A 19,939-nucleotide genomic window follows, 5' to 3' on the forward strand; every position below is an offset into this window, starting at 1 on the left:
GCTGCCTCAGGGTTGAGACAGCTTTTTAAAAAGTATTGATCAATTTTAGTTCAGATAAAATTCGTACTTATTCAGCAGCTGAATTTCCTTAATCAGTTCACCGCTCAGATTGACCGAGTGTTTCATCGACTGCACTTCGAGATGCTCAGCCGCAGAATCTTCCTCTACGTTTTTAATGTAAAATTTCAGCTTCTGGCTTCCCTGGTTTTTTTCCAGCACCTTTCTGAAAAACTGGAGGTCTTCCGGACGGAAATCCATCACATCCATTACGAGCGAGATACTTTTTGCAAAACGCTCAAAAGCTTCCTGAAGCTCGATGACTTCATTTACATTCACGAAAACCCGGCCATCCTTCACCTGGGCAAATTTGATCTTAAAGATCACAAAGCGCTGAACTTCCAGCTTTTCTTTCAGCTTCATATAATCACGGTCGCCCAAACGGAAAGAATAGGATCCCGAATAATCTTCCAGCGTTACAAAAGCGACTTTTTCACCGCTCCTGAAACCGTCCTGCACGCGATATTCTGTAATAAGTCCGGCCACTGTATATTCTTTTCCGGCACCGCCGTTTTCCCTTTCCTTCTGTAAAGTTTTCCAGTCTTTTTTCTTTTCCTCAAACAGCTCTTCCTGCTTGTTGGCGAAAGCCTGCTCTTTATAGGCATCTACCTCGTCAAGATTCAGGAAATGGAAAACCCCTTTCGGTTCAGCTTTTTTGGTCACTTCTTCTATGATTTCCTCCTCGCCCGTAAGCAGCTCATCGGAAACGATCTCGACCAGATCGGCAACGTTTTCAGGAGCTTCCTGTTCAAGAACCGGCACCTCATCCACCACCAGCTTTACCTCTTCCTCTTTTTCCAGGACTGCCTTTTTGGAAAGCTGCCCCTGCATAAACTGGAACTGAAATTTAAATTCATCCAGCGGATGCGCAGACAGGTAGAAGCCAATGGTTTCTTTTTCTTTGTTCAGCTTGTGCATATTCGGCCATTCCGGACATGGCGCAAGTTTAGGCTGTTCGATCTGGACTTCATCAGCAAAATCGGCAAAAAGGGAAAATTCCATTTCGTTTTTGCTTTCCTGAAAACTCTGCCCGTAACGGATCAGACGTTCCAGATTAGTCTTTCCGGCCATATCAATATCAAAATACTGACCGCGGTGGAAAACATCCAGTTCATCAAAAGCGCCGGCCAGTACCAAACTTTCCGCTACCCTCTTGTTCATCTGCGAAGGTAAAATCCTTTCGAAGAAATCATAAATATTTTTGAATCTCCCATTCTTTCTTTCCCTCGTAATGGCTTCACTCGGCCCCTCCCCGATTCCTTTGATAGCCCCGAGCCCAAAACGGATCTGCCCTTTTTCGTTTACCGAAAATTTATACTGCGATTCGTTCACATCGGGTCCCAAAACATCCACCCCCATACTTTTACAGTCTTCCATGAACATGGTAATCGATTCGGTATTGTTGATGTTATTGCTCATCACACTGGCCATGTATTCTGCCGGGTAATTGGCTTTCAGGAAAGCCGTCTGATAAGCAACGAACGCATAACAGGTCGAGTGGGATTTATTGAACGCATATTCGGCAAAGGCTTTCCAGTCATTCCAGATTTTTTCCAAACGCGTTTCATCCAGATTGTTCTTTCTTCCGCCCTCTATAAATTTGGGATACATTTTATTCAGAACGTCGATCTGTTTTTTACCCATCGCTTTTCTCAGCGTATCGGCTTCACCCTTTGTAAAGTTGGCCAGTTTCTGGGAAAGCAGCATTACCTGCTCCTGGTATACTGTAATTCCGTAAGTTTCTTTTAAATATTCTTCGGTTTCCGGTAAATCGTAGACAATTTCTTCAATGCCGTGTTTCCTGTTGATGAAATTCGGAATGTATTTAATCGGACCCGGACGGTACAAAGCGTTCATGGCAATAAGGTCGGCAAAAACCGTAGGCTTCAGCTCCCTCATGTATTTTTGCATTCCCGGACTTTCATATTGGAAAATTCCGATGGTTCTTCCTTCCTTAAACAGCTGATAGGTTCTGGTATCATCCAGAGGAATTTCATCCGGATCGATATCTACGCCGTGCCTTTCTTTTACCAGCTTCAAAGCATCTTTAATAATCGTAAGTGTCCTCAGCCCCAGAAAGTCCATTTTCAGGAGCCCGGCACTTTCCGCTACCGAGTTGTCGAACTGTGAAACCAAAATATCGGCGTCTTTCGCCGCAATGGTTACCGGTACCAGATTACTCACATCTTCAGGCGTGATGATTACCCCGCAGGCGTGGATCCCGGTATTCCGGATACACCCTTCCATCTTTTTCGCGCTGGCAAGCACACTGTGCCGCGGATCTGAAGAACTGTCCAGTACCAGCCGCATCTCATCCACGAGCATCTGGTCCTCCGGTCTTAATTTATCGTATTTGGACAAAGCCTTTGCAATATTCATCCCGGGAACGGAAGGAATCAGCTTGGCAATATTGTTGGTATCGGGAATCGGAAGGTCCAATACCCTTCCGGCATCCTTAATGGCCGATTTACCACCGAGAACAGAATAGGTAATGATCTGCGCTACCTGATTCTGTCCGTATTTGTCGATTACCCATTTGATAATCTTATCACGTCCTTCATCATCGAAATCGATATCGATATCCGGCATGGAAACCCTTTCCGGGTTCAGGAATCGCTCAAAAAGGAGATCGTATTTAATCGGATCTACATTGGTAATCCCGATGCAGTAAGCTACGGCAGAACCTGCTGCGGAACCACGTCCGGGTCCTACCCAAACCCCCATCTTCCGGGCTTCGTTACAGAAATCCTGTACGATCAGGAAGTAGCCGGGATATCCCGTGTTGGCAATAACTTCCAGCTCAAAGTCGAGACGCTCCCTGATTTCATCGGTAATTCCTCCTGTATTTTCATATCTTCGCTTTGCCCCTTCGTATGTCAGGTACGTAAGATATGCCATCTCTCCGCGTTTCCCACCGTCAACATCATCTTCGGGATGAATAAATTCCTGCGGAATATCGAATTTCGGAAGCAGAACGTCACGCTTTAAGGTATAAGGCTTGAACTTTGCAAAAAATTCTTCGTATGTATCGAAGGCATCGGGATAAGCAAGAAAAGCTTCCTTGATCTCATCCGAATTTTTAATGTAATATTCTTCCGTCGCAAGACCTCTTCTCTTCCCGAAGCCTTTACCCACAGGAGTCGACAGCTTTTCACCGTCTTTAATGCAACTGACGATGTCCTGAATATTCGAATCGTCTTTATTGGTATAAAATGTTTCGTTCTGGGCTAAAATCTTTACGTTGTATTTATCGGCAAAATGCAGCAATACATCATTCAAATGCTCTTCCTCGGGAAGTTTGTGGTTTTGGAGCTGCACGTAGAAATCATCCCCGAAGGTATCTTTCCACCACCTGAAAAGTTCCTCCCCTTTCTGCTCACCGGTATTCAGAATAGCATCAGGAATATCCCCGTGAATCCCGGAAGTCAGGGCAATCACCCCTTCCTTATATTGCGCGATCAGGTCACGGCTTATCCTCGGCACACCAAAGTAGAATCCTTTCAGGAAACCGATACTGGAAAGCTTCGCTAAATTTTTATATCCGTTAAAATCCTTTGCCAGCAGGACAACCTGGGTCCTTCGGTCGGGATCATCTTTGGTAAACTGCTTCTGCTCGTACCGGTCTGAAATATAGAATTCACAGCCAACGACAGGAATCAGTGGTTCCAAAACCGGCTCCGGCTCGTTGAATTCTGTTCCGCTTTCTTCCGCTTCCTGCTTTTTGGCTAAATATTCCTTATGTTTTTTTGAACGGTCACTGTTTGCACCTTCCACCGCCGAAACAAATTTGAAAGCCCCCATCATATTTCCCAGGTCCACCATACCGACGGCCGGGAAATTGTCTTCTGTTGCTTTTTTAATTAAATCATTAATGCTCGACGTGGCTGTAAGCGTAGAAAAAACGCTGTGGTTGTTGAAATTGAAATATTTTCCGAGATCAATCTCATCAATATTTCCGAAATCCTGCTGTTTCTTCTTATTGTTGAAATCCGCAACCTGCCTTCTGATAACGATATTGAACGGCTTAATCGGATCCGGATGCAGCGTTTTGAAATAGGCAAGCTGGTCTTCGGAAACCTTAAGGACTTCAGCAGGAATAATCCCGATCCTCATCATTTCAAAGAAGACCTGCGCCGTAGCATTTACATCGGCTGCCGCGTTATGGGCTTCATCAAATTTATGCCCGTACAGCTTTTCATAAAGCTCCTCCAATTTCGGAGATTTATATCTTCCACCTCTTCCGCCGCCCAACTGGCAGAAATCAGTTCCCAAAACCATCGTGTCAGCCTTGGCTTTTTCCTGAAGGTTGTCTTTTATATTTTTCCTGTAAAATTCAGCACCAACGATGTTGTAATCAAACTCGACATTGTGTCCGGAAACGACCCTTACCCTTTCCAGCACTTTGGAAAACTCGTGCAGGATTTCTTCCAGGTCACGTCCTTCTTCGTTGGCAATTTTGGTTGTGATCCCGTGGATTCTTGCCGCGTTAAAGGGAATATCATACCCTTCCGGTTTTATAATATAATCCTGATTCTCAATTAATGTTCCGTTATCATCATGCAACTGCCAAGCGATCTGGACCATTCTTGGCCAGTTGTCTGAATCTGAAAGCGGAGCGTTGAAATTCTTTGGTAACCCTGTGGTTTCTGTGTCAAAAACTAAATACATGTACTATTTCAGCTTTTATTTAAAAAGAGAATGTAAAGTTACTTCATTTTTTGAGGTTAGCCAAAAATTCATTTGTTTTTAGAAGTCTCATTATCTTCATTTTAAGGATAAGTTAAAATAATCAGAACGTGTTGGAAAATTGCGTTTAAACTAATAAAGAAATTATTAAGATTAATTAAAATTTAATTAAGATCAGTGGTCAAAAACCCCATTTATTATCGATAATTCTGATTCTTACCTAAATTTGTTATCAGATATTTACAAAATCGCTAACGGTATGAAAAAACATCTAATCCTGGCAGGTACTTTGTTCTGCCTCTCCATCTATGCACAAAAAGGCAATGATTACCTAAAAAGGGAATTTGAAAAGCAGAAAGTAGAAAATGAAAAAAAGTTTGACGCTTATGCTGAAAGGGTGTACGGTAAAAATCCGGATAGTACAACAAAGCAAAAAATAGATTCATTAAAATCAAGACTGGGCGGCTTTCATTTCGATGTTCCTTATTTCCTTCAGGAACAGGATACCCGCCAGCTGATGAATTCCAACTCGGACCAGCTGAATACGGCAGGCAATGTTTCGGGTCTTGCAGGGTCATTCAACGGAGAAAACATTAAGTTTACTATCTTTGACGGCGGGCGGATCTACGAATCCCATACGGCATTCAGCAACACCCCAGGAAGGGTTACGAACAAGGAAGACAGTTCGCAAAGCTATTCCGATCACTCCACGGGAGTCGGAAGTTTTGTCGGGGGCAAAAGTGTCACTTTATCCAATGGCAGCGGTGCTTCAGTAGGAAATGCTAAAGGTGTTACCATAAATGCTACGATGGACAGTTATATGTTCGATACCACTACCCTACCGGGAGATAATTCTGCCAGTAATGTTTATCAGAAAATACAGGCGGCCCAGCCCAATATTTCAAACCATTCTTACGGAATTAATGCGGGATGGGATGAAAATTACGATACTGGCGGAAATATTTCCTCCTATACCTACAACGGTTCCAAAAGCGGCGGCTCATTTTATGATTTTCAGGGAACCTATGATGCCAATGACTACAATTACGATGCGTTGGTCTACACCAATCCTTCTTTCATTATTGTAAAATCTGCCGGGAATTCTTTCGGAATGGGTCCTAATGGAAGCAGTTCCACGGTTCCCAAATATTATAAGACTTCAAGCGGACAGGTACCATTCAGCTCCAGCGATACGCTTCCGGCCAATAACTGCTCACTTGGCTACGACTGTATCGGCCCCGGATCTTTGGCAAAAAACATTATTGTAGTAGGAGCTACCGATATCATTACTTCAAATAATTTTCGCTATACAAATGCTGCTGATGCCGTACATTCAGATTACAGCAGTGCGGGACCAAGAGATGACGGCGGTATAAAACCTGATATCTCTACGGTAGGAACCAATGTCCTTTATGCTGCCAGTTCCGCTACGGGAAGCAATGCCTGGGCACAGGGAAGCGGAACTTCCTTTTCAGCACCGGTAGTTACAGGAATCATCGGACTTTGGACTCAGATTTACAAGCAACTCTTTAATAACGCTTTACTCAATGCCGCTTCTGCAAAAGTACTCACCGTTCATTCGGCATCCGAAGCAGGGAATGTAGGTCCGGATCCATGGTTCGGATGGGGATTCATCAATGCGAAAAAAGGAGCGGAATTATTGGTTGGTAAAGCGAATAATACCGTGCTTTTTAATATCAATGATACACTCATCAGTGGAGTTAAAAACAACAAAATCATTACCGCTACCGGAAGTGAGCCTTTAAAGGTGACCGTAAGCTGGACCGATCCTCAATACACGCCTAATTACCAGTTTGTTTCTGATGTTTATAACAACAGAACATCAAAACTAATCAACGATCTGGATGTAAGGATTATCGATACCACCAATAATACGATATACTATCCATGGAAGCTTAATGCGACAAGCCCGATGACTCCAGCGACAAAAGCCGACAATACCGTAGATAATGTAGAGCAGGTGGTGCTTGATACTCCAGTGGCGGGAAGAGTATACCGGATTGAAATCGGCAATAAAGGAACCCTGGTGGATGACTCAGGAAACCCTGCGCCTCAGAATTATTCGATCATGGTAACGGGCTTAACGCAGCAATCAGTTTTAGGAACCGGCGATGTAGTGAAAGACAACGGAATGATCATTGCCCCGACCGTTACCAAAGATTATGTAAAGGTATTGAAGGCTCCTGCCCGATCTGCATTTAGTGTTTATGACCTGTCCGGTAAAAAGCTTCAGGCCGGTACGGTAAAAGGAAATGAAGAAAGCATTGATTTGTCTTCTTACGTTAAAGGAGTATACATTGTCGAAGTAAGAACCGGCAACGATATCATTTCTAAAAAAGTGATTAAAGAGTAGAAAATTAAGCTTTTACAGTATTATAATTCATAAAACACTAACAGTTGTTAGTGTTTTATTTTTTTGTTTATCTTTGCCTTCTATGGAAAATACACTTCACGAAAAAGTTTCTCAGGATATTCTGCTAAAGGCTTACAACCACATGATGCTTGCCAGGGCCATGGCAGACATTTATGAAGAAAACAGAAATGTTACCAAATATGTGCACAGTACCTCAAGGGGGCATGAAGCCATTCAGTTGGCAACCGCCTACCAATTGAAAAAAGAAGACTGGGTATCTCCTTATTACAGAGACGAAAGCATTCTTTTGGGAATCGGTTTTGAGCCTTACCAACTGATGCTGCAGCTATTGGCCAAAGCGGATGACCCTTTTTCGGGAGGGAGATCGTATTATTCCCACCCATCCAGCCGGGATGAAGATAAGCCGAAAATCATCCATCAGAGTTCCGCAACGGGAATGCAGACGATTCCTACTGCGGGTGTTGCCCAGGGAATCAAATATATCCAGGATTTCAATCTGCAACAGTTTGAGAACAATCCGGTAGTGGTCTGCAGCCTGGGTGATAATTCGGTAACGGAAGGCGAAGTGAGTGAAGCACTTCAGTTTTCGGCTCTGCACCAGCTTCCGATTATTTTCCTGGTACAGGATAATGAATGGGGAATTTCCGTAACCAAAGATGAGGCGAGAACCTGCGACGCCTATGAATTTGTAGCCGGCTTTACGGGATTAAGCAGAATGAGAGTGGATGGAACCGACTTTATTGAAAGTTTCGAGGTGATGAAAAAAGCGGTGGATTTTGTACGGACTGAAAGAAAACCACTGGTCGTATGTGCCAAGACCGTATTGATCGGTCACCATACTTCAGGGGTAAGACGGGAGTTCTATAGGGATGAAGAAGACCTGACCAAACACAGGGCGAAAGATCCGGGAGAAATCCTCAGAAACCACCTGATTGAATCGGGTGTTGACGAAGAATTATTAAAGCAGATTACGAAAAAAGCCCGCCTGCAAGCGGAAGAAGCTTTTGAAAGGGCACAAAGAGCAGAAGATCCGAAGCCTGAAACGGTAATGCAGCACGTTTTCGCACCGACACCGGTTACTGAAGAAACAGGTACCCGCGAACCTCAAGGCGGAGAAAAGATCGTAATGGTGGATGCAGCCATTCATGCTATCCAGGAACTGATGTGGAAGCATCCGGAAGCGTTGCTGTACGGACAGGATGTCGGAGAAAGAATCGGCGGGGTTTTCCGGGAAACGGTAACCTTAGGAAAGAAATTCGGAAGCAAGAGGGTATTCAATACCGCGATCCAGGAAGCTTATATCATTGGTTCAACTACGGGAATGAGTGCCGTTGGATTAAAACCTATCGTAGAAGTACAGTTTGCCGATTATATTTATCCGGGCATCAACCAGCTGATTACGGAAATTTCAAAATCAAGTTATTTAAGTCAGGGGAAATTCCCGGTGAGCAATATCATCCGTGTTCCGATTGGAGCTTACGGCGGCGGCGGACCTTACCACAGCGGAAGTGTGGAAAGTATCTTAGCCAACATCAAAGGGATTAAAATTGCCTATCCGAGCAATGCAGCAGATTTCAAGGGCTTACTGAAAGCGGCTTATTATGACCCGAACCCGGTGATTATGCTGGAACATAAAGGCTTATATTGGAGCAAAGTTCCGGGAACTGAAGATGCCAAAACCATTGAGCCGGCAGAAGATTATATTTTGCCTTTCGGAAAAGGAAAAGTAATCGTCGAAGCAGATAAAGATGAAACCGAAAAAGGAAGAACTTTATTGGTCGTAACATACGGAATGGGAGTATACTGGGCAAAAGAAGCGGTGAAAAACTTCAATGGAAGAGTTGAGGTAATTGACCTGAGAACTTTAATTCCTCTTGATGAAGAGCTGGTTTTTGAAAGAGTAAAAGCTCACGGGAAATGCATCGTCCTAACGGAAGAACAGCTGAACAATTCCTTTGCGGAAGCTTTTGCACACCGGATTTCAAAGAACTGCTTCCGCTACCTGGACGCTCCGGTGGAAACTATGGGATCGCTGGATGTTCCGGCAGTACCTATCAACCTGGTGCTGGAAAAGGAAATGCTGCCGAATGCAGAAAAACTAAGCGCAAAAATAGAAGAAATGCTGAACTATTAATTCAGATCAAAAATAATCAACCTCCGGAAATCCGGAGGTTTTTTTGTATCCTGCTTAATTATATTTAAAAGGATCCTTGGTCACAATGTTCACAGGAAAACTTCCGGCCCGTTGATATGATTTCTATTTTGGGATCAGTAATATAACGTATAAGCAACAAATGAGTTAATTAATACTTTAGATAGTACTGCTGCAAAAAACTTCCAGCTTCCAGCTTCCTTCTTCCAGCCTATTAATCCGATTTCCATTTCGGGTTCACATTAGATACAAAATCAATCTATAACTTTGCATCTACCACAAAAATATGGTATCTATTTTGCTTATTGTTTCGCTGACTTCAATTAGTTTGCACCGCTTATGATTACAACCAAATACGTCAACTACAAGCAGATTTTCAATTTATCCGGATTTCATGTCATTCTGATTTCCATTTGGTGTACATTGATTGCTGTCCTTTTCCACTTTTTCCATTGGGACTGGATGATCATCCCGTGGGTTCCCGTAGCACTGATCGGTACAGCGGAAGCTTTTTTAGTAGGTTTTAAAAACAACCAGGCCTATGACCGATTGTGGGAAGCAAGAAAAATATGGGGCGGAATTGTTAATTCCAGCAGAATGCTCGGATCAATGGTCTATGCATTTCATACCGATAATGAAGAAATAGGGAAATTTGATCTGGAAGACCGAAGGAAAAAAATTATCTGCCGACATATCGCATGGTTATATCAACTGCGCGAACAGCTTCTTATTCCTACCGAGTGGGAACATATTAAAGTAGAAGAGGATCAGTTTAAAAATATCGACCACAAACGAAACAGGCTTATTAAAGCAGGATTTCCTGATTACGGCAGAACCCCCATTTTTCTTAACAAATATTTATCTGAAGAAGAAGTAAACCTACAGTCCCATTACAAGAATTTTGCGACTTACCTGATTGCGCAGCAGTCTAAAGATGTGAATGAACTTAAAAATATGAACGTTATTTCAGATTTCAATCAGAAGCAGCTTCAGGATTGTCTTAATGAATTTTACACCCTGCAGGGACAGGCCGAAAGAATTAAAAAATTTCCTTTACCAAGACAGTTTGCCAGTACGGCTTTTGTCTTTAATATCATTTTCATCATGCTGCTTCCTTTAGGTCTGGTAAGTGAATTTGCCAAGTTGGGAGATTGGGGAATCTGGGTATCCATCCCATTTTGTATTACCATCGGCTGGATCTATATCATTATGGAATTGGTGGGTGATTATTCCGAAAACCCCTTTGAAGGACTGATGTTCGATATTCCGATGCTTTCGATCTGCCGGACCATTGAGATCGACCTTCTGCAAATGACCGGGGAAACCGACCTGCCGGATCCCATTGCGTCCAAGAATGGGGTCTTGGTTTAAAACTAAAGAATCTGATGTAAATCTTCAGACAATTCTCCAATACTGTGTTTGGATGCCTAAGGCATGGACAAATGAAGTTTAATTAAATAAAAGTTTTAGCCCATACAGAATATGAGCAAACATCCGTAAAAATCTGTGTAAATCCCTGGAAAATTAAAATCACAGGACAATTGCCGTTGTATTTTTTATTTCAGAAATCATAAATGAACTGTGGGTACTCGCAATATGCTGTAACGCCGTAAGTTTTGAGAGCATGAAATTCCGGTAATCTTCCATATCTTTCACCCCTATTTTCAAAATGTAATCATAGTCTCCGCTTACGTGGAAACATTCGGTGACTTCCTGCAGGTTCATGACTTCCTTTTCAAACTGGAGAACATATTCTTTTTTATGCTGTGCCAGTTTAATGTGGCAGAGGACAATAAAATTCCGGTTAATCTTCTGACGGCTCAGCAGCGCTACATATTTGGAAATTACCCCGGTGTTTTCCATTTTCCGGATGCGTTCATAAACTGCCGTAACCGATAATCCAAGCTTGTAAGCCAGTTCTTTAGTGGTCTGCTTGGCATCTTCCTGTAAAAAAAGCATCAGTTTTTTATCCGTCTCGTCAAAATTCATAGATAAATTTTTGTTAAAAGTTTACTTTATTCAAATATAACAAACTTTTTGTCTGCTAATTTAAATATTAATAGATTTATATTCCATTATTTTAAAATTATGTTGTAATTCGTAGCGAGGTTGATCATATTTACAGCATAAAATATAGGACGATATGAAAGACTTTAATGCGGCTAACGAAATTCAGGATTTACAGTATTTTGGTGAGTTCGGAGGAGTAAATCCTTCGATTTCAGATAGCTCAACGTATACTTTCCTGTCTGCCAAAACCATGTTTGACACGTTTGAAGGAAATGCAGAAGGATGTTATCTGTACTCCCGGCATTCGTCTCCGATGAACCTGTACCTTTCCCAGGCATTGGCAAAGCTTGAAAATACCGAAGCAGCCAATGTAACGGCTTCAGGGATGGGCGCCATCACCTCCGTACTGATGCAGGTCTGCAAAAGCGGCGATCATATTATTTCGAGCAGGACAATTTACGGTGGAACCTACGCGTTCCTGAAAAATTTTCTGCCATCTTTCAATATCAGCACAACCTTTGTAGACATCAGCAATTTTGAATCTGTCGAAAATTCCATCAACGAAAAGACAAAAATTATATATTGCGAAAGCGTAAGCAATCCACTTCTGGAAGTTGCTGACCTGAAAAGGCTTTCCGAGATCTGTAAAAAGTACGGTTTGAAGCTGATTGTAGACAATACGTTCTCACCGCTTTCGGTTTCTCCTACCCTATTGGGTGCAGATATCGTTATTCATTCACTCACAAAATTCATTAACGGCAGCAGCGATACAGTCGGCGGTGTTTATTGCGGGACCCAGGAATTTATTAATGATACCAAAAACGTTAACAGCGGTGCCTGTATGCTGCTGGGGCCTACGATGGACAGTTTCCGCTCAGCAAGCATCCTGAAAAACCTTAGAACGCTTCATATCAGGATGAAGCAACACAGCTACAATGCGATGTACCTGGCCAAAAGATTTGAAGAAGATGGTTTACGGGTGGTTTATCCAGGCCTGAAATCCCATAAAAACCATGAACTGATGAAAAGTATGATGCACGAAGAGTACGGATTCGGCGGTTTACTCACTTTAGATGCAGGAACCACTGATAAGGCCAACGAACTGATGGAACTGATGCAGCAGGAAAACCTGGGCTACCTTGCTGTAAGCCTGGGCTTTTATAAAACTTTATTCTCCTGCTCCGGAAGCTCTACTTCTTCAGAAATCCCTGAAGAAGAACGGGCAGCGATGGGAATTTCCGATGGGCTGATCCGGTTTTCAATCGGGCTGGATCATGACATCGAACGAACTTACGAAAAGATGAGGGAATGCATGCTGAAAACAGGCGTTCTCAACCATGAGACCATCTCCATATCCTAATTATTGTAGAAAGCTGTTGTTAATCCAACAGCTTTTACTTTTTGAACACGTATAGCACTAAATTTTTTTTACTATTAAAAGCCTTTGAGGATCACACAGCCATTCACTCATAGAAGCCTATTAAGTTTATCTAAGAAATGACCAGTTAATTTTTATGAAAGTGGCTGGGGAAGGCTTCTTCGGGTTTCATCCTGAAAATATTTAACAATACCCAGGATTTAAGAAAGCCGTAACCGTAGGAAAACATCTGAATGTAAGTAGCAATGACAGCCATGCCAGTAATGCTAATGTTTTTGGTAACCCATAAAGCATGGAACAGCACCATAAAAGTATATAATCCGTAAAAAGCCAGGATAACGCCTTTTCCCAGAATGAAATACTCCATAAACCCCATGATGTAGCCAATCAGAAACAAAGTAGGAAAGGCAAAAGAAATTTTCACATAATCCGGATGGCGCTGGTTGAGGATCGGCCGGGCACAGCCGAACTGATACACCTGCTTTGAAAATTTTCCGAAATCTACCCTGCGTTTGTGATACACAGCAATATTATCGAAGAATGCCGTCTTAAAACCGTTTTCCCAAAGCGTCATGGATAAATCCGGATCCTCGCCGATGCGCATTTCCGAAAAGCCGCCTACTTTTTCAAATACTTCCTTATTCACACCCATATTGAAGCTTCTCGGCTGAAATTTTGAAACGGCTTTTTTACTGCCACGGATTCCGCCGGTTGTAAAAACTGAGGTCATGGAATAGGAAATCGCTTTCTGCATCAGGTTGAATCCCTTATGTGCTTTATCGGCACCGCCAAAGGCATCACAGGGAATTTCCAGAATATCCTTTTTAATATTTTCAACATAATCCTTTTCCACGATCACATCGCTGTCCACAAAAACCAGCCATTCGTTTTCGGCTCTCCGGGCACCGTAATTCCTTGACAATCCCGGTCCGGAATTGTCTTTCCTAAAATATTTAATTTTTAAAAAACCTGCAAAATTTTCAATTGTCGGTTTCAGATCAATCATCGAACCATCGTCTACAATAATGATTTCAAAGGCTTTATCAGTCTGTGCTGTAAGGGAATTCAGGAGTTCAAAAAGTTCGTCTCGGCGGTTAAAAATAGCAACAACGATGGAAATGGTAGGATTCAAATCTGAAAATTTTTCAAAATTACTTATTCACGGAGGAATGCGCAAAGCATTTATGATAATTTATAAACTGAAAATTTCTTCAGATCGTATTCAGCACGTAAATTAGTGAAATTTATGCCACAGCTGTTAATCAAATTGTGAACTAATACCTGTTATCCTGATTTAGGCTAAACATACTTCAAACCAAATGAATATGCGCACTGTCAGGCTGAGGCTCTAGAAGCCTTTACTAACGGTGTATGAAAATCCTTCGAGAACCCTCAGGATGACACAACGCTAATACTATCCGAATTATATCTGTTGAAAGAAACTATCATTTCAACTCAAACAAGAATACACATACGTACTGTCAGGCTGAAGTTCTCGAAGCCTTTAAGCAAAATTTATATCTTTAACTAAAATACAATATGAAAAAATACTTTGTCTACATTCTCAAATGTTCTGATAATTCCTATTATACCGGTGTTACCAATGATTTGAAAAGAGAATGCAATATCATACAGAAAGTATCAATCCTGATTCATACACTTATTCAAAAAGACCTGTTGAATTGGTTTTCATACAGAATTTAATGACGTAAACCAGGCCATTGCCTTTTAAAAGCAGGTAAAAGGATGGAGCAGAAAGAAGAAAGAGGCCATCATAAATGAGGAATGGGAAAAACTTCCTAACTTATCAAAAAGAAGAAAACCAAATACATAATGATAGGGTCTGAAAAAATCCTTCGAGAGCCTCAGGATGACACAACGTTAATACTAACTTGAAATATGTTCTGTTGAATGAACAAAAACAACCATTTTAATTCAATCAAAATGTACATGAGTACTGTCAGGCTGAAGCTTTCGAAGCCTTTACTGGCGACGTATCAAAATCCTTCGAGAGCTTCAGGATGACATAGCATTAATATTATAATCCAGCAGTCAATGGGAACTCCAAAAACGAAGAAAGTAACAACACGACAATTATTTTTCAATAGGATATTTTGTTTTTTCTTTTACCGATGTTTTGGGATGGTCTTTTTTCTTTGAAGAGGCTGATGCATTTCCCAGCAGGTCCAAAAGATCTATAAGAATATCAAAAATATCAAGAAAATTCCAATTCATGATGTAAGTTTTCACAAAAATAAAAAACCTTCCGCAATGCGAAAGGTTATATATCAATTAATTTTCAAGCTTATGCACTTTCTTCGTGCCTTCATACATTTCATACTGTAAAAACCGGGTTTCCAGCTTCCCGTTGAAAAGCTTAATCTTTCTTGACGGGCGGAGACCGATCTTTTTGACGGCTTCCAGATCGGAAGAAATCAGCCAGGCCAAAGTATTCGGATAATGGGTTTTGAAGGTATCCCCTATTTTTTTGTAGAAATCATCGTCATTAATGGAAATCCGCTCGTCGTAAGGCGGATTGAAGACCATCAGCAGAGGAAAGAGTTCTTTTTTGGAATCGAAGAAGTTTTGCTTTTTCACTTCGATCACATCTTCCATTTCAGCGGCTTCAATATTTATTCTTGCGGCATTCAGCATTCTGGCGTCGATATCATAACCGACGATCTTTCCGGTAAATTCTTTCACCCGGTTGATCCTGAATTCCTTAATTTTTTTAAAAAGGTCGGCATCATAATTTTTCCAGTTCTGGAACGCAAACCCTGTTCTGAAAATCTGTGACGGCAGGTCCAGGGCAATCATCGCCGCTTCGATAAGAAGGGTTCCGGAGCCGCACATCGGGTCCAGGAAGTTTCCTTTCCCGTCCCAACCGGCGAGCTGCAGCATTCCGCTTGCCAGTACTTCGTTGATCGGTGCCTCACCCTGCTCCCTTCGGTATCCCCTTTTAAACAAAGGATCACCAGAGGAATCCAGGGAAATGGTAACCAGTTCACGATCGATGTGAAGGTGGAACTTAATATCCGGGTTCCGGGTTTCTACATTCGGGCGTCTTTTGAATTTGTCCTGAAAATAATCCACAATCGCATCTTTCATCTTTAAGGTCACAAATTGCGAGTGATTGAACGTTTCGGAATTCACCGTCGAATCAATGGCAAACGACTGGTCCACATCCATAAATTCTTCCCAGTTGAATTTGAAAAGACGGTCGTAAAACTGATGCTGATTGAAAGCTTTAAACTCATGGATAGGCACCAGGATTTTCAGTGCCGTACGGGCAGAATAATTGATTTTATATAAAAAGCCTAAATCGCCCTCACAGTTCACGGCACGGTTTTTCACCTCAACCTTTCGCCCGCCCAGTTTTTTAATCTCTTCCGCAAGAATCTGTTCCAATCCGAAGAATGTTTTTATCTGGATCTGTATATTTTCTGTATTCATGATGCAAAAATACGATTTTAGTTGTTGGTTATCAGCTTACCGGTAAGAGAAATCACTGCAGGCTGTAAAAACCATAGGTTAACCGCTATGGACAGTCGGCCAAAAAACACTATTTTTGCAGCATGGAATGGTTTGAATCTTGGTTTGATACCCCTTATTATCATTTGCTGTACAGCAACAGAGACTATACGGAAGCGGAAAACTTCATTACGAAACTTACGGAAGATCTTCAGCTTCCCCCGGATTCCAGGATTATCGATCTGGCATGCGGTAAAGGGCGGCATTCCGTTTTCCTTAATAAGCTCGGCTATGATGTTTTGGGACTTGATCTTTCAAGGCAAAGCATTGAATTCGACAAGCAGTTTGAAAACCAGACGCTGCTGTTTGATGTTCATGACATGAGGAACCCAATCAATGCCGATCCGATGGATGCGGTCTTCAATCTTTTCACCAGTTTCGGATATTTTGATAATGAAAACGACGATAAAAAAGTTTTCCGGTCGGTATACAATGTACTGAAGCCCGGCGGTTACTTTGTACTCGATTATCTGAATGAAGAGTATGTACGGAAAAGCATGATCCCGGAATCTACCGTTACCCGCAGCGATATCGAATTTAAGATCCTGAAAAAGATCGAAGGACGGCATATTGTAAAGGATATCCGGTTCGAAGCGGACGGAAAGCCTTTCCATTTTTTTGAAAAGGTAAAGCTGCATACGCTGGAAGCCATTAACTCTTATGCTACGGAATGCGGTTTTGAGAGAATAAAAATCTGGGGCGATTATCAGCTCAATGAATTTAATAAAGAAACATCAACCCGTTGCATTAATCTATTCAGAAAAAAATCATGATTACCGTAACTTTACTGATCGCCAGTGTAATGGCAGGGGTATTTTTGGGAAAGCATTTCGGTAAAAAAGAAAAACTGGCAAAAAATTTACTCATCCTGAGTGCCGGCTTTCTGATTACGATCTGCCTGAACGAAGTCTTTCCCCAGGTCTACACTGCCGAAGCAGGCCGAAGCCTCGGAATTTTTGTAATTGGTGGTGTCCTGTTGCAGATGGTTCTTGAGGCGCTGACCAAAGGTTTTGAGCACGGCCACTTTCATCATCACAGCGAACATAATATTCTGCCGGTTGCTTTAATGGTAGGACTTTTCGTCCATGCTTTTATTGAAGGGATCCCTTTGGCAAACGAAGAGCATGATTTTTCACCTTATCTTTTGGGAATTGTTTTTCATAACCTTCCGATTTCATTTATTCTGGGTGCTTTTTTATTTAACAGAAAACACGAAGCAAAATCAGCTCCTTCTTATCCTTCAATGCTGATTGTTGCCTTATTTGCGTTGGCTTCACCAATGGGAATGCTGTTGGGAAACTATTTCAATCCCGACCTGCAGCCTTATTTCCTGGCGATTGTCGGCGGTATTTTCCTTCATATTTCGTCAGTAATTATTTTTGAAAGCAATAAAAACCACAATATTGACTGGATGAAAATCGGACTTGTTATTTTAGGGGTTTCCCTGGCATTGGTGATGCATCTGTTTCACAGTCATCCATCCGGACATCATCATTAATTTAATTTGATAACGCTGGAATGGGAAAGCTGGATAATGCATATTTTCATTGTTTATATCATCAGGGGTCTGGCATATCAGACTAATTTTTTACTTTGATAAATCATTGAGAATAATCAAGTATTATTAATTGAGTAAATTATAAAATATAAAAAAGGCTGTAAGCAAATTGCTCACAGCCTTTTATTTTACTTTTTAATGACATCTCTGGATCAGAATTTCCATCCGAAGGTAAGGAAGAAGTTATTTCTGATATTTTTTACATCTGATACCGCATAGGCATCACTGGAAATCAGACGGGTCGGGGAATAATACCCTGCCTCGTAATTGCTGTCCACCACCCCGTATAAAAACGGGTTGTTGTACTTTGAAGAGATGTTCTGGAACGATGCATCGATATAGAAAGACCTGAAATCATAGCCTAAGCCGAATGACAAAGCATTCCGGTCATTTAAGATCAGATTGTTGTACGATTGGTTATCGGTAATGCTTCCGTCATTGTTATATCTGCTGACCGTAAGTGCATCAAACGGACTGGAAGCATACGAATACCCTCCCCTTAGTCTGAATTGCTTAATCCTGTATTCCGCACCGATCTTCAATTCAGATAAATTTTTATAATTATCCTTAAAGAAATCGTTCATTTCGGTTTCGGCATCTCCATACACTTTATATTTAGGCTTTGTCAGACCTAATGTATAATCAACGTTTAAGGCGAAACTTTTATTCGCAATAAATGCAGCACTTACCGTTGCTTTCATCGGAGTAGTGAGCTTTCTGTTTTCAGTGGCAAAATCGTCTCCTGTAATGGGATCGTTGTAATAATTATATCCCCGGTCCATATTCCAGAACGTCGGTGTTTCCAAAGATGCTCCCAATCTAAAGTTCGGGTTAAGTTTACCGATTACCCCTAATGAAGCGGAAAAACCGTTCGCTTTTTCAGTAAAAGGTGTATTCTGCTTGCTGAAGTATTCCGAACTTCCGTCTGCCAGGGAATTAAAAATTGCCGTATCCGACTGGTCAATGGAAGAATTCAGGAAATTCAATCCGGCTCCCAGATACAAGCTGTTGTTGTAGTTCGCTCCTACCCCAAAGCTTGTTTTAGATAGATAACCGTAACGGTCATAAGCATGCCTTCCTAATGATGAACTGCCACCGGCAGGAAAATCATATACCAGATTGCTATTGCCCGGCGTTTCTACATAATTCTCAACCGATTGGTTGGAATAGTTAACCCCGATGTTGATAAATTTCCATGCACTTTCAGTCATCAGCTGGAAAGTCATTACCGCTCCAAGATTCCCAAGATCACCTTTGTTGATGCTGTATCCGTAAGAGGAACCTGCATAAGAGGAAGTATTCTTGTTATTGGTAACCGATAATGTTCCTGAAATTTCTCCTGAAATAGCTACTCCCAATCCTGCCGGGTTAGTAAGCAGTGAATTGGCATCTCCTCCTAAGGCTCCGTTGGAACCGCCCATTGCATTAAACTTAGCAGAACCTATATTCGGTGTGTTAGAATAAACATCTGCAGTATTCCTGATTATGGAAACATCCTGAGCCTGCGCAAAAAATGCGGCAGAGATGCTCATTATTGCTAAAGATTTTTTTAACATTATTTTTTTGAATAGTTATTACTTTTTAATTATCTGCCACCTCGGAAGCCTCCGCCTCCGCCGCCGCCGGATCTGAAGCCGCCACCGCCACCGCTTCCTCCACCGAAGCCACCGCCTCCTGATCTGAAGCCGCCGCCGCTGTTGGAATTATTGAACCCGCCGCCGTTATTTCTGAATCCGCCTTCATATCTCGGCTGGGATTGCTGCTGGTAATTGTAGTTTGGTCTTGGCTGTCCCTGATTACGGAAACCACCCTGCGGTCTCATCCCGTTCTGGCTGTTTCTGAAACCACCACCCGTATTTCCTTGTCTGAAACCGCCGCTGTTGCTCCGGTATCCTCCGTAATTCATATTGGAACCTGAATTTCTGAAACCTCCCGTATTGGTATTGCTTCTTCTCATTGCTCCGGATGTTACGCCATATTTATTGCCAAAACTTCCGTTGTAGCTGTTGAATCCTCTTCCGTTGACGCCGCTTCTTCTGTAGTTGGGTGCATAGTAGCCACCGCCCCAGTATCCGCCGCCATAACCCCATCCGTATGGAGAACCCCAGCCCCAGTATGGGTTATAAGCGCCGTACCAGCCGCCCCAAGGATATCCCCAGCCCATATTCCAGC

11 protein-coding genes and 3 pseudogenes are annotated in these 19,939 nt (G+C 42.1%); 7 read left to right on the forward strand and 7 right to left on the reverse strand.

All coding sequences use genetic code 11. The features are described 5' to 3' along the window. Positions 1 to 45: 45 nt before the first annotated feature. Complete coding sequence (gene dnaE, locus FY557_RS01005; protein WP_149245431.1) at positions 46 to 4,725, reverse strand: DNA polymerase III subunit alpha; 4,680 nt, start codon at positions 4,723 to 4,725, stop codon at positions 46 to 48. A 277-nt stretch (positions 4,726 to 5,002) separates the two neighbouring features. On the opposite strand from dnaE, the gene FY557_RS01010 reads away from it, so the two are divergent. From FY557_RS01010 to FY557_RS01020, 3 genes are all read left to right on the forward strand, one after another. Continuing rightward, entirely contained in the window at positions 5,003 to 7,117 is a 2,115-nt protein-coding gene (locus tag FY557_RS01010; RefSeq protein ID WP_149245432.1) for a S8 family peptidase, read from the forward strand. Positions 7,118 to 7,199: 82 nt separating this feature from the next. Then, positions 7,200 to 9,272, forward strand: coding sequence for a thiamine pyrophosphate-dependent enzyme (locus FY557_RS01015; protein ID WP_149245433.1), 2,073 nt, complete (start codon positions 7,200 to 7,202; stop codon positions 9,270 to 9,272). A gap of 357 nt (positions 9,273 to 9,629) precedes the next feature. Next, positions 9,630 to 10,661, forward strand: a complete 1,032-nt coding sequence (locus tag FY557_RS01020; protein ID WP_149245434.1) for a bestrophin family protein — start codon at positions 9,630 to 9,632, stop codon at positions 10,659 to 10,661. 159 nt (positions 10,662 to 10,820) lie between these two features. Here the strand turns inward: FY557_RS01020 and FY557_RS01025 are convergent, their stop codons facing one another. After that, positions 10,821 to 11,279 (reverse strand): Lrp/AsnC family transcriptional regulator, encoded by a 459-nt coding sequence (locus FY557_RS01025; RefSeq protein ID WP_149245435.1) that lies wholly within the window; start codon positions 11,277 to 11,279, stop codon positions 10,821 to 10,823. Between the two features lie 154 nt (positions 11,280 to 11,433). On the opposite strand from FY557_RS01025, the gene FY557_RS01030 reads away from it, so the two are divergent. Further along, positions 11,434 to 12,660: an aminotransferase class I/II-fold pyridoxal phosphate-dependent enzyme gene (locus FY557_RS01030; RefSeq protein ID WP_149245436.1), complete on the forward strand. Its 1,227-nt coding sequence runs from the start codon at positions 11,434 to 11,436 to the stop codon at positions 12,658 to 12,660. A gap of 145 nt (positions 12,661 to 12,805) precedes the next feature. On the opposite strand, the gene FY557_RS01035 is transcribed toward FY557_RS01030, so the two are convergent. Continuing rightward, positions 12,806 to 13,810, reverse strand: a complete 1,005-nt coding sequence (locus FY557_RS01035; protein ID WP_149245437.1) for a glycosyltransferase — start codon at positions 13,808 to 13,810, stop codon at positions 12,806 to 12,808. Between the two features lie 407 nt (positions 13,811 to 14,217). Between FY557_RS01035 and FY557_RS20265 the strand changes: the two are divergent. After that, positions 14,218 to 14,512: pseudogene (locus tag FY557_RS20265) on the forward strand (GIY-YIG nuclease family protein). 260 nt (positions 14,513 to 14,772) lie between these two features. Here FY557_RS20265 and FY557_RS19995 read toward each other — a convergent pair. After that, entirely contained in the window at positions 14,773 to 14,913 is a 141-nt protein-coding gene (locus FY557_RS19995) for a hypothetical protein (protein WP_185151621.1), read from the reverse strand. Between the two features lie 57 nt (positions 14,914 to 14,970). Next, entirely contained in the window at positions 14,971 to 16,131 is a 1,161-nt protein-coding gene (locus FY557_RS01045; RefSeq protein WP_149245438.1) for a class I SAM-dependent RNA methyltransferase, read from the reverse strand. 104 nt (positions 16,132 to 16,235) lie between these two features. Between FY557_RS01045 and FY557_RS01050 the strand changes: the two are divergent. After that, positions 16,236 to 16,982, forward strand: a pseudogene (locus FY557_RS01050) (SAM-dependent methyltransferase); the annotation flags it as partial. Continuing rightward, positions 16,982 to 17,707: a ZIP family metal transporter gene (locus FY557_RS01055; protein ID WP_149245449.1), complete on the forward strand. Its 726-nt coding sequence runs from the start codon at positions 16,982 to 16,984 to the stop codon at positions 17,705 to 17,707. The pseudogene FY557_RS01050 and the gene FY557_RS01055, both read left to right, overlap by 1 nt. 212 nt (positions 17,708 to 17,919) lie before the next feature. Here the strand turns inward: FY557_RS01055 and FY557_RS01060 are convergent, their stop codons facing one another. Together FY557_RS01060 and FY557_RS01065 are read right to left on the reverse strand one after the other, a co-directional pair. Then, positions 17,920 to 19,299, reverse strand: a complete 1,380-nt coding sequence (locus FY557_RS01060) for an OmpP1/FadL family transporter (RefSeq protein ID WP_149245440.1) — start codon at positions 19,297 to 19,299, stop codon at positions 17,920 to 17,922. Between the two features lie 53 nt (positions 19,300 to 19,352). Beyond that, positions 19,353 to 19,939 (reverse strand): annotated as a pseudogene (locus FY557_RS01065) (prolyl-tRNA synthetase); the annotation flags it as partial.

It is taken from the genome of Chryseobacterium sp. SN22 (assembly GCF_008329705.1).
Lineage (GTDB): Bacteria > Bacteroidota > Bacteroidia > Flavobacteriales > Weeksellaceae > Chryseobacterium.

What these genes read in the sequence shown, in the direction of transcription:
- dnaE (WP_149245431.1), bottom strand. Translation starts at nt 4,725, where the DNA reads ATGTATTTAGTTTTTGACACAGAAACCACAGGGTTACCAAAGAATTTC.
- FY557_RS01010 (WP_149245432.1), top strand. Translation starts at nt 5,003, where the DNA reads ATGAAAAAACATCTAATCCTGGCAGGTACTTTGTTCTGCCTCTCCATC.
- FY557_RS01015 (WP_149245433.1), top strand. Translation starts at nt 7,200, where the DNA reads ATGGAAAATACACTTCACGAAAAAGTTTCTCAGGATATTCTGCTAAAG.
- FY557_RS01020 (WP_149245434.1), top strand. Translation starts at nt 9,630, where the DNA reads ATGATTACAACCAAATACGTCAACTACAAGCAGATTTTCAATTTATCC.
- FY557_RS01025 (WP_149245435.1), bottom strand. Translation starts at nt 11,279, where the DNA reads ATGAATTTTGACGAGACGGATAAAAAACTGATGCTTTTTTTACAGGAA.
- FY557_RS01030 (WP_149245436.1), top strand. Translation starts at nt 11,434, where the DNA reads ATGAAAGACTTTAATGCGGCTAACGAAATTCAGGATTTACAGTATTTT.
- FY557_RS19995 (WP_185151621.1), bottom strand. Translation starts at nt 14,913, where the DNA reads ATGAATTGGAATTTTCTTGATATTTTTGATATTCTTATAGATCTTTTG.
- FY557_RS01045 (WP_149245438.1), bottom strand. Translation starts at nt 16,131, where the DNA reads ATGAATACAGAAAATATACAGATCCAGATAAAAACATTCTTCGGATTG.
- FY557_RS01060 (WP_149245440.1), bottom strand. Translation starts at nt 19,299, where the DNA reads ATGAGCATCTCTGCCGCATTTTTTGCGCAGGCTCAGGATGTTTCCATA.